The organism is Bacillus cereus group sp. MG9 (assembly GCF_040459995.1).
In the GTDB taxonomy this organism is placed as follows: domain Bacteria; phylum Bacillota; class Bacilli; order Bacillales; family Bacillaceae_G; genus Bacillus_A; species Bacillus_A mycoides.
In genome coordinates, this window is record NZ_JARVHC010000001.1 from 476,554 (window position 1) to 491,578 (window position 15,025).

The following is a 15,025-nucleotide window of genomic DNA, read 5'->3' on the forward strand; positions in this document are numbered from 1 at the left end:
TTTTTCTTATTTAAACAGTTGGTGTTTTATTTATTGTTTCTTGTGAAGCAATATGTTCATTATTTTGGTCGATATTTAACATGAATTTTCGTTGTAACAATTGCAATTTAAAGAGTGTTAAAGGATCATGATAAGTTTCTGGGTTTGTTCTTAGCTTTGTTAATGTTTGCTCATCTTCTTGTATTTCAAGTTGGGCCGCTTCTACGGTTTGTTTCAATATGCTAAGAGGGTCTTTAAAGAACATCATGATATCCCGTTCTAGCGCACCTTCAAATACTTCAAATTGAAGGAAGAATTGTTTTGAAATCATCTGAGCAACTTCTGTATAATCTTCTGTTTCAATATATTGTTTATATTTATTTGATAGCATAGATTGATTTTTTTGCATATTACCGAATAATTTCCCTGCACTCTTTAAGAAAAATTGTGTCGGTGTAAAGCGTAATAAAATATTGATGTTAGCTACTGTAATTCTATTCGTCATTCTTGCAACATCTCTATCCCAGTCATCTAGTAATTTGAAATCACAAGGAAGTTTAATACGCTCTTCCTCATAGAGCTTATTAAAGGTATCGCTCATTTCATCTAAATAAGCTTGAGCTTGAATGAATTCATTATGAGCAGTTTCAATCCATTCTTGAATAGACCCAGTAAATTTAGGAAGAAGCACTTGCTGTACATGTTTTTGAATTCTTTCATTCATTGCTACATTTAGTTCTTCATGGACCAGTTTGAAATCACTATCTTCTTGAACGAGGTCAGAGCAACTCTGCAACAATTCAGGAATTTGAGAATGTATATCCTGCGTAATCTCTTCTTTCGTTAAGAGATAAGATTCTGTAATAGAACGAATTTTATCTTTTTGAATGGCAGTAAGATTATTAATAAAACCATCAAGTTTTACTAAAATATGTTTATTCCAGCGAACGGATTTCACTAACGTATTTTCTAATTCCACACGCTCATTTACAAGGTATGCAATTGTTTTTTGGATAAACCATAATAATTTTTCAATGCGTTCTTTTTCCACGTTACGCTTAGTAAGGTTAGAAAGAATAGAGTCTGTTACGTTACCTAGCTGTTCACTACTCTCTTGTGAAGGAGAGTAAGGGAAAAAGTGTGCTTCTGGGAAATGCACGAGTATTTTCTTTTTAATGCTGTTCGTGATATTTTCACTAGTATTCGTATCAATTGTTTGTAAGACGAATTTAATTTGTAAATTTGGTACTTGCTCACGAATATATAATAATGTATCGAGCTCTTCATCATGTAATGGTGAAGCTGAATTTAGGACATAGATGAGACTATCTGCTGCCTGTAAGTATTCAAAGTGAGAGCTGTTTTTGTCAAGTTGTCCATGCACAGTAGGTGTGACAAGGAATGAAAACTTATTTTTTCGTAAAAATCTACTTGGTAATTTAACTTCAATACATTTTCTTTCTAGTTTTGACTGAGAAGGTACCGCTAGTATGTTATGAAGTTCGTCAAAGTTTGGTATATTTCGTATATCTAGTTCTGTAAGCTCAGTTATTTCAGTTTGACTATCATCTTTAAATGTAATTGAAGTTGTTATAGCCTCATTTAATATATTTTCTCCTAGTATAGAGTTAATAAAGGCTGATTTATCATAATCGCTAGCTCCTGCTACTAGAAGTTGTGTAACAGTTAAATCGTATAACTCACGAACAAGTAGTGTGAATTGATGACCTAAATCTACATCATTCTTCTCAGCCCATACAGCAATCGTTTCAAATAATGCTGATACGTCTGCCATATCAACATTTGCATGAGCTGATGCATTTGAAAGTAAGGCACCTGCGCTTTTTACGAGTAATGATTCTAGAGTTGTCGGTGAAACTTCATTCCATGCTAATACTGCTGCGGATACAAGTAAAGAATCTTCCGCTCTCATTAAACTAAACCAATTTGTTAATAAATCTGGTACAAGTCCTTGTAATTCGTGCATGAAATGTTGTCCAGTAATCAATTCGAAGTACGTTTCTTGATAGCGAGTAGAAATTTCATTCCAATCGTCATGAGCATCTACTTCAACATGTAAGAATAGGTGATTTATTGTTTGAATCCAAGGGAGATGGAATGATTCATTTTCATAGCTGTTCCAAAGTGAGATAACAAGCTCTTTAAATTGAACTTGATCAATTGTATATAAGGCTTTTAAAGATTCATAGAAATACTCAGGTTTAATTTTTTTAGTAAAGCCTCTGTTCACATAATTGATTAAAGTATCGAACCAGTGTAATGATTTTGTTCGAATTCCTTCTTGAACAGCGAGTTCAATAGCATTATTCCAATCTTCTTGTTTTTCATAGAACGATCGAGCGATTGCAGTAATATTTGGATAGTCTGGTTGAAATGCAACAGCCTCGCTAATCGTCTTAAATGCTAGTCCTAAACGATTTTGCTCTATATAAAGGGAAAGAAGTTGTAGGGAAACTTCCATTGTAAGAGTTGTATCTTCTGTTTGGATAGATGTATAAATTTCTTCTGCTTTTGGCAAGAAATCTAATTCGAAATAAGCATCTGCAATATTCTTCATAGCCCAGAGAGCAAGTTCATTATTTACTTTCTCCCATTTGAATATAGCGGCTTCAAAGTCGTTAGTTTGAAAATAAACTTCACCTTGTGCAAAGCGAATATTAGATATATTGGAGAATTCATTTTTTGATTCATTTATATATGCTTCACCGAGTACTTCCGCTACCGGAATGGAAGAGTCTTCTGTTAAAAATGTTTTATAGTAAATCTTTTGGATAAATTGTTTTTCAATGGTCATGTTCGTTCCCCCTGTATAATTTAGAAAAATGATGTTGTATGTAAAAGGGTGCATGTTACTCTAATAGGTAGAAGTTGCATTATATAGACCAAACTATGTTTTTGCTAGATATATCATTTTTCTTGAGAGTTAAACCGTTGCAAAAAGTAACTTCCCTTTATTGTAACAAAAAAATAAGCCTATGAATTTTTATTTTTTTATCTCGCTATTTATAGGCAGTAAGACTCCTACTCCAAAATTGAGCGAATGCAAGGAAGTTAAGTGGGAGACCTGCTGCCCGTAAAATCCCGATTGGTTCAGGCTAATAATCAGTGGGGATGGATAAAAAACCACCGATTAAATCTCTATTTAAGGAATGGAATAGAAGTAGAGTTCATTATAAAAACAATGTATAGTGAATATGTATACCATGTTTGTCTTAAAGATAGAATGGGCACAATATGGGATAACGATCGTGTATAGGATGTGTCTTCCGAATGGAACAACATATTGGCGAGTTAATCGCACATTATGGATATTTTGGAATTATTATAGCTTTAGCTGGCGGGATTGTTGGATTACCTATACCGGATGAGTTTTTATTGACTTTTATTGGATATAACATTTCAAAAGGAGTTATGTCAGGAACAGCTGCTTTTTTAAGTGGAATGGCAGGTGCAATGCTTGGCATTACATTAAGTTACATATTAGGTTTAAAACTTGGGCTCCCTGTTTTAAAAAAATATGGTCCGAAAGTTAGAATTAAGGAACATCATATTGAAAAAACACATATTTTATTTGAAAAATACGGTCCATTTCTTTTAATGATTGGCTACTTTATACCGGGAGTACGTCATTTAACAGCATATTTTGCTGGAGTTTCAAATTTAACATTGTGGCGATTTTGTTTGTATGCTTACGGTGGTGCACTAATTTGGATAAGTGTTTTTATTGGCTTAGGTTGGAAACTGGGAGAGAAGTGGCGCTTTGTTGAATATAGTTTACATCATTATGGAATATGGATTTTATTAGTTTCGGCAATTGTAATATTGATTGTGTGGATTTACATAAGGAAAAGAAAAAACCGCTAATAATAGCGGTTTTTTTAGCTGAAAGCAATAAATAATACACCAGCTGTAATAAAGACTACACCAATACCGGTCATAAAGTTTAACTTTTCACCTAATATAATCATCGCGAGAATAATGGAAAATACTACACTTAATTTATCGATAGGTGCTACTTGTGAAACTTTTCCTGTTTTTAACGCAAGAAAATAAAATAGCCATGACGAAGCACCAGCGATTCCACTTAATGTGATAAATAGCAGTGCTTTTTTATTTAGGAGGACATCACCGATATTTTGAAATTTACCTTGTATAATAATAACTCCTACCATAAATAATGCCATAATAATAGAGCGAACCGTTGTTGCGACGTTGGCATCGATTCCATCTAAGCCAATCTTTCCGAAAATAGATACGAGGGCAGCAGCAATTGCTGATAATAGTGCGAATAATAGCCATGAACTCATAGTGAAACTCCTCCAATCTTACATTATTATACATGAAAATCATTCTCATGTATAAAAACGAAATAAACCCCCGCCCTATATTTTTAATAAGGTGGGGGTTTATTATACTACTCTGCTATTTCTTCATATAAAAAGTACGTTACATTATAAATATGCTCTACTTCATCATCCGTCATAAATAATAATTCGTCACGTTCAATCCCTTTTTTCTTTTCAATAAACTCAATCATGTTTTTTCGTTCTTCTCTTTTCATCAATTTTAATTTCTCCCCTCAATCTGTTTTAATACAGTTTATTTAAGTTACTGCTATTATATAACAGAATCTTTAGAAAGTTCCACCTATTTTATTGTTTTTTTCAGAAGAACCTTTCGACAAAACAAGCCCACCTAAGGGGGGCTTGTTTTTATTTTATAGTCGTAAAAACTCGGGCTCGGTCGTACCAGCACTATCGATGTAATAAATTGTATCGGGATTGATTTTTATTAGTACGTAATTAGGGTCTTCCGCACCGAGTAACCAGCGTTTTAAGCTATTAGTCCAAAATTTGTTTTTTAATGTTTGATCTTCTTCGATGGAAGCTATACCTTCAACTTCAATGTAATCCTCATCTAATTTCTTTCCTTCACGTCCAAGTAGTACATGTACATTGGGGTTTTTTTCAATATCTGTTATCTTTTTTGAATTTCGATCTGTTGCAACATATAGTACAAAATCTTCGTGGAAAAACATCATAAAGGCGCTATGTGGCTTTTCGTTACGTACAGTAGATAATACACCAGTGCGTTGACCTTGAATAATAGTTGCGATTTTTTCTTTTAAGTGCATATTTTTAGCCTCTTTTCATAATTCATAATTTTTTCTGTCTGGACAAGATAATTTAAATATCTTTCATACTGTTTTCTTTAATCCGATTTTTTAAACGTAATTGTGATGAAATCGGACAAGTTAGGAGATGAATAATAATAATATCGAGGAGAAATACATACGATGGAAGGATGAAAAGCATGTTTAATAAAATATTTCTCATAGTAGCGCTTATAGGTGTACCACTTTCTGTAATCGGAAAAACACTTCATTGGCCACAAACTATTATGTTTGCTGTATACTGCATTACTATTATTGCATTAGCTGGTTTTATGGGGAGGGCGACAGAAAGTTTAGCAATTGTTTCTGGGCCTCGGATAGGTGGTTTATTAAATGCAACTTTCGGTAATGCCGTGGAACTTATCATTTCAATTTTTGCACTCCAGGCAGGATTAACAGAAGTTGTTTTAGCTTCCTTAACTGGTTCTGTACTTGGAAACTTATTACTGGTAGGAGGGTTATCCTTCTTTATAGGTGGCCTTAAGTATAAAAGACAAAGTTTCAATGTTTATGATGCAAGACATAATTCAGCTTTATTAATATTTGCTGTTGTCGTAGCCTTTGTTATTCCAGAGATTTTTTCAATGAAGATGGATGCTGGAAAGACGTATCAATTAAGTATTGGTGTTTCTATTATCATGATCATTATGTACCTTGCTGCATTGCTATTTAAGTTAGTTACGCACCGCGGTGTATATCAACATAAGAGCGATGAAGAAGTACATGAGGAGGAGCCTGAGTGGTCGAAAGGTAAAGCGCTACTCGTTTTAGCGATAGCAACAATTGCGGTAGCTTATGTTTCAGAGGCACTCGTACATACTTTTGAAACGGTTGCAAAGTCATTTGGCTGGTCAGAGTTATTTATAGGGGTTATCATCGTTGCGATTGTTGGTAATGCAGCAGAACATGCATCTGCGATTATTATGGCATATAAAAATAAAGTAAATATCGCAGTAGAAATTGCAGTAGGTTCTACATTACAAATCGCCATGTTTGTTGCTCCTGTGTTAGTACTTCTTTCGATGCTTTTTGCACAAAAGATGCCTCTAGTATTTACAATACCAGAACTTGTTTCTATGATTACAGCTGTTTTCTTAACTATCGCCATTTCAAATGATGGGGATACAAACTGGTTTGAAGGAGGCACTTTATTAGCTGCGTATGTCATTATGGGAATTGGTTTTTATTTATTATGAAAAATAGGGATAACAATGCTTCAGAGGGAAAACACTAAATACAGTAATTTATATACCTTTACGTAGGAAGGAGCCAGACAGGTGAAACGAGTATACAGCATATGTCTTTCAACCATGGTCTCGTTTATTTTATTATTTCCTAACAGTAGTTTTGCAAAGACAACGGTAGAAGTAAAAATGCCTTCATCTGTTTTAAATATTTCAAAGGATAATACATTTCCAAATGACGCACAAGATTTACCGCGTTTACAGCCAAGTAAGTTTGCGCAAGAACTATTGAAAACAGCAAATATTAAAATTGAAAACCCAGATTTAATTCGAATGTTTAATGAAACGACAATTTCGAATGCACCGCTTGCAGTAGGGTACCGAGCGAAAATTTATTTAGGACAATGGGCATTAAATTATGAGTCAATAGACACATCGATTAATTGGGAATATAAGCAAGTAAATCGAAATGTATATGATAATCGCGGAGGGGATCGCTTATACCCACTTCGCTATAAGCAAGAAACCCAAAAGACAATCGAAGGTGATTTAACAGCAGATATGAAAGATACTACAGATGTGAAAAAAATGATGCTTCTAAAAGCGCTTGAAAAAGTACAATTGCCACTTTCATTTAAAACAACCATTGGTTATGGTACCGGACATGAGCGTGTTTATAATATTAGTCCAAGTCAACTTGGATATTTATATGCGTATACACCAGCAGTAAATGAAAAAGGAAAAGTAACATTTGGAGAAGTCTACCTTGTGTTAAAAGGGAATCAAAAAAAGCTTGTCGTGAAAAATATTACATCTCAAGGAATCGGAGCCGCTATTCCAATTCATGATCATTTATTTTTTAAATTTGTTTCTTCATCGCATGCACAATGAAATAAAAAACGTCAGCCTATAAGCTGACGTTTTTTATTTATCCCGCTATTTGCGGGCAGTAAAACTCCCACCTCAAAATTCGGCTGGAGCAAAGAAGTTAGGTGGGAGGCCCTGCTGCCCGTAAACTCCCGATTGGTGTGGGCTAATAATCAGTGGGGGATGAACAAAACAACCACTGATTAAAGTTTCACTTTATAACATAATGTTTGATGTTTTTGATAAGAAATCTTCTTTTGGATAGTAGCTATTTTTTACAAGAACGTTTGGTCCAAGGCATTTCACGGCAGGACAATGGCAACTTAATGATTTTGCTGTTTTTGAGTCACACCATTTGTCGTAAGCTTCTTGTAGTGTATTTGTTTGTACATTACCTAGAAGCGGGACATCACCGAAGTCGGTCACGATAATATTTCCATCGAAAATATTTACGTTCAAACGAGAACGACCATCTGGATCATTGCGGACAGTTACATTTTTACTTTCATGTAATTTCTTTAGTGTAGCTAAATCGTGTTCATTATCACTACATGCATAGAAAGGTAATGTTCCGAATAACATCCACACATTTTCATCACGGATCTCTAATAAATGTTCAACTGCATTTCGAATTTCTTCTTTTGTTAAAATTTCAAGTGTGCTAGCGAAGTCACTCGGATACATCGGGTGAACTTCATGACGTTTACAGCCCATTTCTTCAACGATTTGACGGTGAATATGTTCAATATGTGGTAGAGTTCGTTTGTTTAACATAGTTTCGGCTGATACGAGTACACCTGCCTCTGATAGAGCTTTACTATTTGTAATCATTCTTTCAAATAATTTAGCGCGCTGTTCATAAGTAGGCTTACGCTCCATCATTGCAAATCCGCCTTCAACGAAGTCATCGATTGTTCCCCAGTTATGTGAAATGTGCAATACATCTAAGTAGGGAATAATTTGTTCGTAACGTGCTAAATCTATGGTTAAGTTTGAGTTAATTTGAGTGCGAACGCCTCGTTCATGGGCGTATTTTAAGAGTGGTGTTACATAGTTGTCGACGGATTTTTTTGAAAGCATAGGTTCTCCGCCTGTAATACTTAAAGAACGTAAATGAGGAATCTCATCTAATCGTTTTAATAAAAGCTCCATCGGAAGCGGGTTTGGATCTTTCGGCTGTAATGTGTAACCAACAGCGCAATGCTCGCAACGCATATTGCATAACGTCGTCGTTGTAAACTCAACGTTTGTTAATAGTAGTTTGCCGTACTCTTCAAGGTCCATATACGCTTCCCATGGATCGTAAGAAGGAGTAATCGGCTTCATTATTTGTGATATCGTCATATGAAATACTCCTTTGACTATTGAAATAACAATTTGTCCATTCTCTATAATAGAAGAATATGAGCTTTTTATAAAGTGAAACTTTTTTGTGAAAAAAGAGAGAGGGCTTACATTATAATGAATTACTGTGACGAAATTGATGAAATTACATGCCCATAGCAATCATTTTTGCGGTATAATAAAAGCAACTCGAATTAAAAGGAGAGTGCCTTCATGGGAAAAGCAATTCAAGGTAAAGATTCACAACTAGTATATTTGAAAGAACGTTTAAATATGTTCATTGAAGTAATTGATACGATTGAACCAGAAGAGGTAGAATTAGAAGATGTAGATCGTCTTCTTGCAATGTTAGATGAATTAGAACTGAAATGTGAGCAATTTAAAAAAGACGAATAATATATTAAAAAGGCTGCCACTACAAAATTGGCAGCCTTTTTCTGTACGGATAATAGAAGGAATATAGAAAAAAAGGTATAATCAAGTTGTGAAAAATTTCATTTAACCTTTAATGGCGTGAAATAAATAAACAGCTGAAGAGTATAACAATGGAATTTTCATTTCATAACGTTTTGGTAGCGTTCACAATTGAGGGGGAAGTAACAATGGAAAAGCTTCAAGAAAGCATGTATCAACTAATTGTTGAAACGTCAACGAACTTACCGAAAGATGTTCGTCGCGCAATTCAACAAGCGAAAGAACGAGAAAATGCAGGAACTCGTTCGGCGATGGCACTTGGCACAATTACGAATAACATTAAAATGGCAGATGATAATATCTCGCCAATTTGCCAAGATACAGGGATGCCAACGTTTAAAATTTATACACCAGTTGGTGTGAATCAATTAAAACTGAAGGAAGCTATCTATAGTGCGCTTGAGCGGGCGACAAAAGATGGTAAACTTCGTCCAAACTCTGTTGATTCTCTTTTTGGAGACAATAGCGGAAACAATTTAGGACCAGGTACACCTGTTATTAAGTTTGAACAATGGGAAAAAGATTACATTGATGCACGTTTAATTTTAAAGGGCGGCGGTTGTGAGAATAAAAATATTCAATATAGCCTGCCTTGTGAAATAGAAGGACTTGGACGAGCTGGGCGTGATTTAGAAGGAATTCGTAAATGCCTTCTTCATGCAGTATATCAAGCGCAAGGTCAAGGGTGTAGCGCAGGAGTAATCGGCGTCGGTATCGGGGGAGACCGCACATCAGGTTACGAATTAGCAAAAAATCAATTATTCCGTACATTAGATGATGTAAATCCAGTTCCAGAATTACACAAGCTTGAAGAGTATGTATTAGAGAATGCGAATAAGCTTGGCATTGGTACGATGGGATTTGGCGGAGAAACAACTTTATTAGGTTGCAAAATTGGAGTATATAATCGTTTGCCAGCGAGCTTCTACGTATCTGTTGCGTATAATTGTTGGGCATATCGTCGGCTTGGCGTAACAATTCATCCTGAAACAGGTGAAATTATGGATTGGTTATACCAAGAAGGTGAAGATACACTTCAACAAGACGCTGCGCAAGAACAAACAGAGCAGCGTGAAATCGTATTACAAGCTCCAATTACAGAAGAGCAAATTCGTGAACTTCGTGTTGGTGACGTTGTTACAATTAACGGCATGATGTATACAGGACGTGATGCGATTCATAAACATTTAATGGATAACGATTGTCCAGTAGATTTAAAGGGACAAATTATTTATCACTGTGGTCCAGTTGTAGTGAAAGATGAAAATGACAATTGGCAAATTAAAGCGGCAGGCCCAACGACAAGCATTCGTGAAGAGCCATATCAAGGCGATATTATGAAAAAGTTCGGTATTCGTGCTGTAATTGGTAAAGGCGGTATGGGTGCTAAAACATTAGCAGCTTTAGAAGAACACGGTGGTGTGTACTTAAATGCAATTGGTGGTGCAGCGCAATATTATGCTGAATGTATTAAAGAAGTGAAAGATGTTGATTTCTTACAATTCGGTATCCCAGAGGCAATGTGGCATTTACGTATCGATGGTTTTAAAGCAGTTGTAACGATGGATTCTCATGGTAAAAGTCTACATGCTGATGTTGATAAAACATCACTTGAAAAATTGGCGAGCTTTAAAGAACCTGTATTTAAGTAAAGAGAAGTGCATCTCGAATTATTCGAGGTGCATTTTTTTGGTATATATAGAAAAACATGTTCAGCATGAAAGAAAGCAGGGAAACAGAAACTACAGGTACGATTATATATGGAAAGGAGACTATTTATGAAATATAAATGGTTATATATAGGTCTCATTTTTTCAATTATGATGGCACTTGTTCCAGTTTCAGCATTTGCTTATACGAATACACCACATAACTGGGGAATCCCACGTCCTAAAAATGAAACGGTGCCAGATGCAGGGAAACTATATACAGAATTACTACAAAAAAATGGTGGGTTTTATTTAGGAGATACGAAGAAAAAAGATATTTATTTAACATTTGATAATGGATACGAAAATGGATATACAGGAAAGATTTTAGATGTACTGAAGGAGAAAAAAGTACCAGCAACTTTCTTTGTGACGGGACATTATATAAAAACACAAAAAGATTTATTATTAAGAATGAAAAATGAAGGACATATTATTGGTAATCATTCTTGGAGTCATCCAGATTTTACAACAGTAAATGATGCAAAACTTCGTGAAGAATTAACGAGCGTAACGGAAGAGATTAAAAAAGTTACTGGGCAAAAAGAAGTGAAATATGTACGCCCTCCGCGAGGCGTGTTTAGTGAAAGAACGCTAGCGCTTACGAAAGACATGGGATATTATAACGTGTTTTGGTCGCTTGCATTTCTTGATTGGAAAGTAGATCAGCAAAGAGGATGGCAATACGCTCATAATAATGTAATGACTATGATTCATCCAGGATCTGTTTTGTTACTTCATGCAATATCAAAAGATAATGCAGAAGCACTTGCGAAAATCATTGATGATTTGCGCGAGAAAGGGTATCATTTTAAAAGCCTAGATGATTTAGTAAAAAGCAATCAACCGTAAGCATGTATGCTTGCGGTTTTCTCATGCTATAATGATGTGTAAAAAGGATGGGGAAACGTATGTGGAGCGAACATGTTACGTTAGAATATCCGTACCATTTTGAGGAAGTACTAAAGCGTTTATCTTTCGACCCGTTAAACGTTATTCAATTAGACGAGAAAGTAATTTATGTCCCGCTTTTTATAGACGAAGAACAGATTGTTGTTCGTTTGCAAGGGATTGGTACTGTTCAAAATCCACAGTTTTGGATCTCTAGTCAGGCAGGAGATCAAGAGAAAGTAATGAAACGAATGAAATCCATTTTTCACTGGAATGAACCGTTTCAAAATATACAAAATCATTTTTTAAACACATCATTACGTCCACTATTTGAAACATATGCTTATACTCCAATTATTTTAGAATTTGATTATTTCGCTTGTCTTCTTCGCTGTATTATTCATCAACAAATAAATTTGAAATTTGCTACTGTGCTAACAGATCAATTTGTAAAACGATATGGGACAGAGAAGAACGGCGTTTTCTTTTTCCCAACACCAGAAAGAGTAGCAAACATTTCAATAGAAGAATTGAGAGAGCAGAAGTTTAGTCAGCGAAAAGCCGAATATATAGTAGGATTAGCAAAACATATTGTAGGCGGTAAATTAGATTTAGCAAGGATACAAAATGAAACAGAAGAAGAAGTATCGGCACAATTGTTACCAATAAGGGGTATTGGAGCATGGACAGTGCAAAACTTTTTAATGTTTGGGCTTGGTCGGAAAAATATGTTTCCAAAAGCAGACATTGGAATTCAGCGCGCAGTGCAAGGTGTATTTCAATTAGATAATAAGCCTGATGATGCATTTTTAGAAAAAGTGAAACAAGAGTGTGAACCATATTGCAGTTATGCAGCGTTATATTTATGGAAAAGTATAGAGTAGAGGTGTAATAATGATACAAAAGCAACAAGAGAGTAAGTTGGAAGTTGGTCAAACGTTTCCTGTGACAATTAAACGTCTTGGGATTAACGGAGAAGGCGTTGGTTATTTTAAGAGACAAGTTGTTTTCATTCCAGGGGCATTACCAGGAGAAGAAGTTGTTGCTGAAGCAACGAAAATTCAGCGTGGCTTCGCTGAAGCGAAAGTGAAAAAAGTTCGTAAATCCTCAACACATCGTGTGAAAGCACCATGTTCAGTATATGAGGAGTGTGGTGGCTGTCAATTGCAGCATTTAGATTATAAAGAACAATTAAATCAAAAGCGTGATATCGTTGTACAAGCATTTGAGAAGTACATGAATAACAGTCTGGAAGAGAAAATTCGTCCGACGCTTGGTATGGAAAATCCATGGCATTATCGTAATAAAAGTCAATTGCAAGTGGGGCGTAAAGACGAAAAGGTTATTACAGGGTTATATAAGCAAAACTCACATCAGTTAATTGATATTTCTCATTGCATGATTCAACATAAAGCAACGAATGAAGCGACAAAAGTTGTAAGACGTATATTAGAAAAATTAAATGTTTCTATTTACAATGAGAAAAAACAAAAAGGTTTAGTACGCACAATTGTGACACGTACTGCAGTTCAAACAGGGGAAGTGCAAGTCACACTTATTACAACAAAAGAAGAATTACCAAATAAAGATCAATTTATCGCAGAAGTGCAAAAACAAATGCCAAGTGTTAAATCAATTATGCAAAACGTAAACTGGCGTAAAACATCTGTTATTTTCGGTGATAAAACATTTAAATTAGCTGGAAAAGAAGTAATTCAAGAAACACTAGGTGATTTATCATTTGAATTATCAGCACGCGCATTCTTCCAATTAAATCCAGAACAAACAGTTGTTTTATACGATGAAGCGAAAAAAGCAGCTGCTTTAACAGGAAACGAGAAGATTGTGGATGCGTATTGTGGTGTTGGTACGATTGGACTTTGGCTTGCGAATGATGCAGCGGAAGTACGTGGTATGGATGTAATTCCAGAAGCGATTGAAGATGCAAAGAAAAATGCAAAACGCCACGGATTCACAAATGCAAAGTATGAAGCTGGTAAAGCGGAACAATGGTTACCAAAGTGGGTAAAAGAAGGCTGGCGTCCAGATGTCATTGTTGTCGACCCACCGCGTACAGGTTGTGATGATAAATTACTTGAAACGATTTTAAAAGTGAAACCGAAACAAGTTGTTTACGTGTCTTGTAACCCTTCCTCATTAGCACGTGATGTGGAAACATTAATGGAGAGCTATGAAGTGGAGTATGTACAACCAGTTGATATGTTCCCGCATACTGCGCATGTAGAAAATGTAGTGAAACTTGTTAGAAAGTAACATTCAATAAGGATATGTCCCTCACAAAGCAGGAGCTATGTGAGGGTATATTTTATTTAGCGAATGGAAGTAAGGAGAATATAATGAACAATTATAAATTGACGATTCAATATGATGGTGCGCGTTATAAAGGGTGGCAACGTCTTGGTAATAATGACAATACGATTCAGGGGAAAATCGAAAGTATAATATCTGAAATGGTCGGAAAAGAAATTGAAATTATCGGCTGTAGTAGAACGGATGCTGGTGTACACGCTTTGAATCAAGTAGCTAACTTTCAAAGTGATGAGAAGTTAGTAGAACATAAAGTGAAAAAGTATTTAAATCAATATTTACCAAATGATATTAGTATTACGAGTGTAGAAGAAGTACCAGATCGTTTCCATGCTCGTTACAATTCTAAAGCAAAAACATATCTTTATAAAATTTGGAATGAAGAGCATACGAACCCATTTATGCGTAAATACAGCATGCACGTGAATAAACAATTAAATGTGAAAAGCATGAAAGAAGCTGCGAAACATTTAGTTGGTTCACATGACTTCACTGCCTTTTCAAATGCAAAGTCTAAGAAAAAATCTATGGTTCGAGAAGTGTATACACTTGATGTTTCCGAAGAATCAGGATTTGTACAAATTAGAGTAAGTGGTAACGGATTCCTTCATAACATGGTGCGGAAAATTGTTGGAGCATTAATTGAAGTTGGATTAGGGCAATTAGAGGCGGACGCAATTCCAAACATTTTAGAGGAAAAACAACGTAATCAAATTAATTGTCTTGCTGAGGCGAGTGGATTGTATTTGGAGAATGTTGAATTTTAATAATAAGTAAAAAAATCGAGCTGATAAGGCTCGATTTTTTTGCACTCTGAAATTAAGAAGATTTCTCTTTCTTCATACGTAGCTTCAAATTCCAAAAAGCAGCAAGCATAATAGCTGCAAAGGAGCCGCTAATTGTGCCTAAGAGCTTTGCATGAGGAAAGCTGCTCATATCAATGAATAGCATTATACATAGAATGGTAGGGAAAAGACCTAAGTAGTGTAATAACTTCAACTTCTTATCATTACTCATATACATTGCCCCTTTCTAGCATATTATACGTTTATTAT

The 15,025-nt window shown here is 35.2% G+C and carries 15 protein-coding genes; 9 read left to right on the forward strand and 6 right to left on the reverse strand.

The features are described from left to right. Window positions 1-10: 10 nt before the first annotated feature. Window positions 11-2,794: a tetratricopeptide repeat protein gene (locus QCI77_RS02410; protein ID WP_002125014.1), complete on the reverse strand. Its 2,784-nt coding sequence runs from the start codon at window positions 2,792-2,794 to the stop codon at window positions 11-13. Between the two features lie 476 nt (window positions 2,795-3,270). On the opposite strand from QCI77_RS02410, the gene QCI77_RS02415 reads away from it, so the two are divergent. Continuing rightward, window positions 3,271-3,864: a DedA family protein gene (locus tag QCI77_RS02415; RefSeq protein WP_002029574.1), complete on the forward strand. Its 594-nt coding sequence runs from the start codon at window positions 3,271-3,273 to the stop codon at window positions 3,862-3,864. A 14-nt stretch (window positions 3,865-3,878) separates the two neighbouring features. Here QCI77_RS02415 and QCI77_RS02420 read toward each other — a convergent pair whose 3' ends face one another. The 3 genes from QCI77_RS02420 to QCI77_RS02430 all read right to left on the reverse strand — a co-directional run bounded on the left by QCI77_RS02420 (window position 3,879) and on the right by QCI77_RS02430 (window position 5,134). Further along, window positions 3,879-4,307: an EamA family transporter gene (locus QCI77_RS02420; protein ID WP_002029573.1), complete on the reverse strand. Its 429-nt coding sequence runs from the start codon at window positions 4,305-4,307 to the stop codon at window positions 3,879-3,881. Between the two features lie 107 nt (window positions 4,308-4,414). Then, window positions 4,415-4,561: a BH0509 family protein gene (locus QCI77_RS02425; protein ID WP_000817786.1), complete on the reverse strand. Its 147-nt coding sequence runs from the start codon at window positions 4,559-4,561 to the stop codon at window positions 4,415-4,417. Between the two features lie 156 nt (window positions 4,562-4,717). Continuing rightward, on the reverse strand, window positions 4,718-5,134 hold the full coding sequence (locus tag QCI77_RS02430) for a pyridoxamine 5'-phosphate oxidase family protein (protein ID WP_353824465.1): 417 nt from the start codon (window positions 5,132-5,134) through the stop codon (window positions 4,718-4,720). Window positions 5,135-5,313: 179 nt separating this feature from the next. Between QCI77_RS02430 and cax the strand changes: the two genes are divergently transcribed. Together cax and QCI77_RS02440 are read left to right on the forward strand one after the other, a co-directional pair. Continuing rightward, on the forward strand, window positions 5,314-6,369 hold the full coding sequence (cax, locus tag QCI77_RS02435; protein WP_016103262.1) for a calcium/proton exchanger: 1,056 nt from the start codon (window positions 5,314-5,316) through the stop codon (window positions 6,367-6,369). An 81-nt stretch (window positions 6,370-6,450) separates the two neighbouring features. Further along, window positions 6,451-7,248 (forward strand): YfkD famly protein, encoded by a 798-nt coding sequence (locus QCI77_RS02440; RefSeq protein WP_002125017.1) that lies wholly within the window; start codon window positions 6,451-6,453, stop codon window positions 7,246-7,248. Between the two features lie 192 nt (window positions 7,249-7,440). Here the strand turns inward: QCI77_RS02440 and yfkAB are convergent, their stop codons facing one another. Continuing rightward, on the reverse strand, window positions 7,441-8,568 hold the full coding sequence (gene yfkAB, locus QCI77_RS02445) for a radical SAM/CxCxxxxC motif protein YfkAB (RefSeq protein ID WP_002125019.1): 1,128 nt from the start codon (window positions 8,566-8,568) through the stop codon (window positions 7,441-7,443). Between the two features lie 213 nt (window positions 8,569-8,781). Here yfkAB and QCI77_RS02450 point away from each other — a divergent pair, with 213 nt between their 5' ends. The 6 genes from QCI77_RS02450 (at window position 8,782) to truA (ending at window position 14,737) form a co-directional block, all read left to right on the forward strand. Further along, window positions 8,782-8,964: an SE1561 family protein gene (locus tag QCI77_RS02450; protein WP_002010264.1), complete on the forward strand. Its 183-nt coding sequence runs from the start codon at window positions 8,782-8,784 to the stop codon at window positions 8,962-8,964. Between the two features lie 206 nt (window positions 8,965-9,170). Next, window positions 9,171-10,694 (forward strand): class I fumarate hydratase, encoded by a 1,524-nt coding sequence (gene fumA, locus QCI77_RS02455; RefSeq protein ID WP_088293327.1) that lies wholly within the window; start codon window positions 9,171-9,173, stop codon window positions 10,692-10,694. 126 nt (window positions 10,695-10,820) lie between these two features. After that, on the forward strand, window positions 10,821-11,603 hold the full coding sequence (gene pdaA, locus QCI77_RS02460) for a delta-lactam-biosynthetic de-N-acetylase (RefSeq protein WP_088031664.1): 783 nt from the start codon (window positions 10,821-10,823) through the stop codon (window positions 11,601-11,603). Between the two features lie 59 nt (window positions 11,604-11,662). Then, window positions 11,663-12,526 carry a DNA-3-methyladenine glycosylase family protein gene (locus QCI77_RS02465; RefSeq protein ID WP_050000837.1) on the forward strand — a complete coding sequence of 288 codons (864 nt, stop codon included), beginning with the start codon at window positions 11,663-11,665 and terminating at the stop codon, window positions 12,524-12,526. A gap of 10 nt (window positions 12,527-12,536) precedes the next feature. Further along, entirely contained in the window at window positions 12,537-13,916 is a 1,380-nt protein-coding gene (gene rlmD / locus QCI77_RS02470) for a 23S rRNA (uracil(1939)-C(5))-methyltransferase RlmD (protein ID WP_353824466.1), read from the forward strand. Between the two features lie 83 nt (window positions 13,917-13,999). Beyond that, complete coding sequence (truA, locus tag QCI77_RS02475; protein ID WP_002125027.1) at window positions 14,000-14,737, forward strand: tRNA pseudouridine(38-40) synthase TruA; 738 nt, start codon at window positions 14,000-14,002, stop codon at window positions 14,735-14,737. 52 nt (window positions 14,738-14,789) lie between these two features. On the opposite strand, the gene QCI77_RS02480 is transcribed toward truA, so the two are convergent. After that, window positions 14,790-14,987: a hypothetical protein gene (locus QCI77_RS02480; protein WP_002140273.1), complete on the reverse strand. Its 198-nt coding sequence runs from the start codon at window positions 14,985-14,987 to the stop codon at window positions 14,790-14,792. Between the last annotated feature and the right edge of the window lie 38 nt (window positions 14,988-15,025).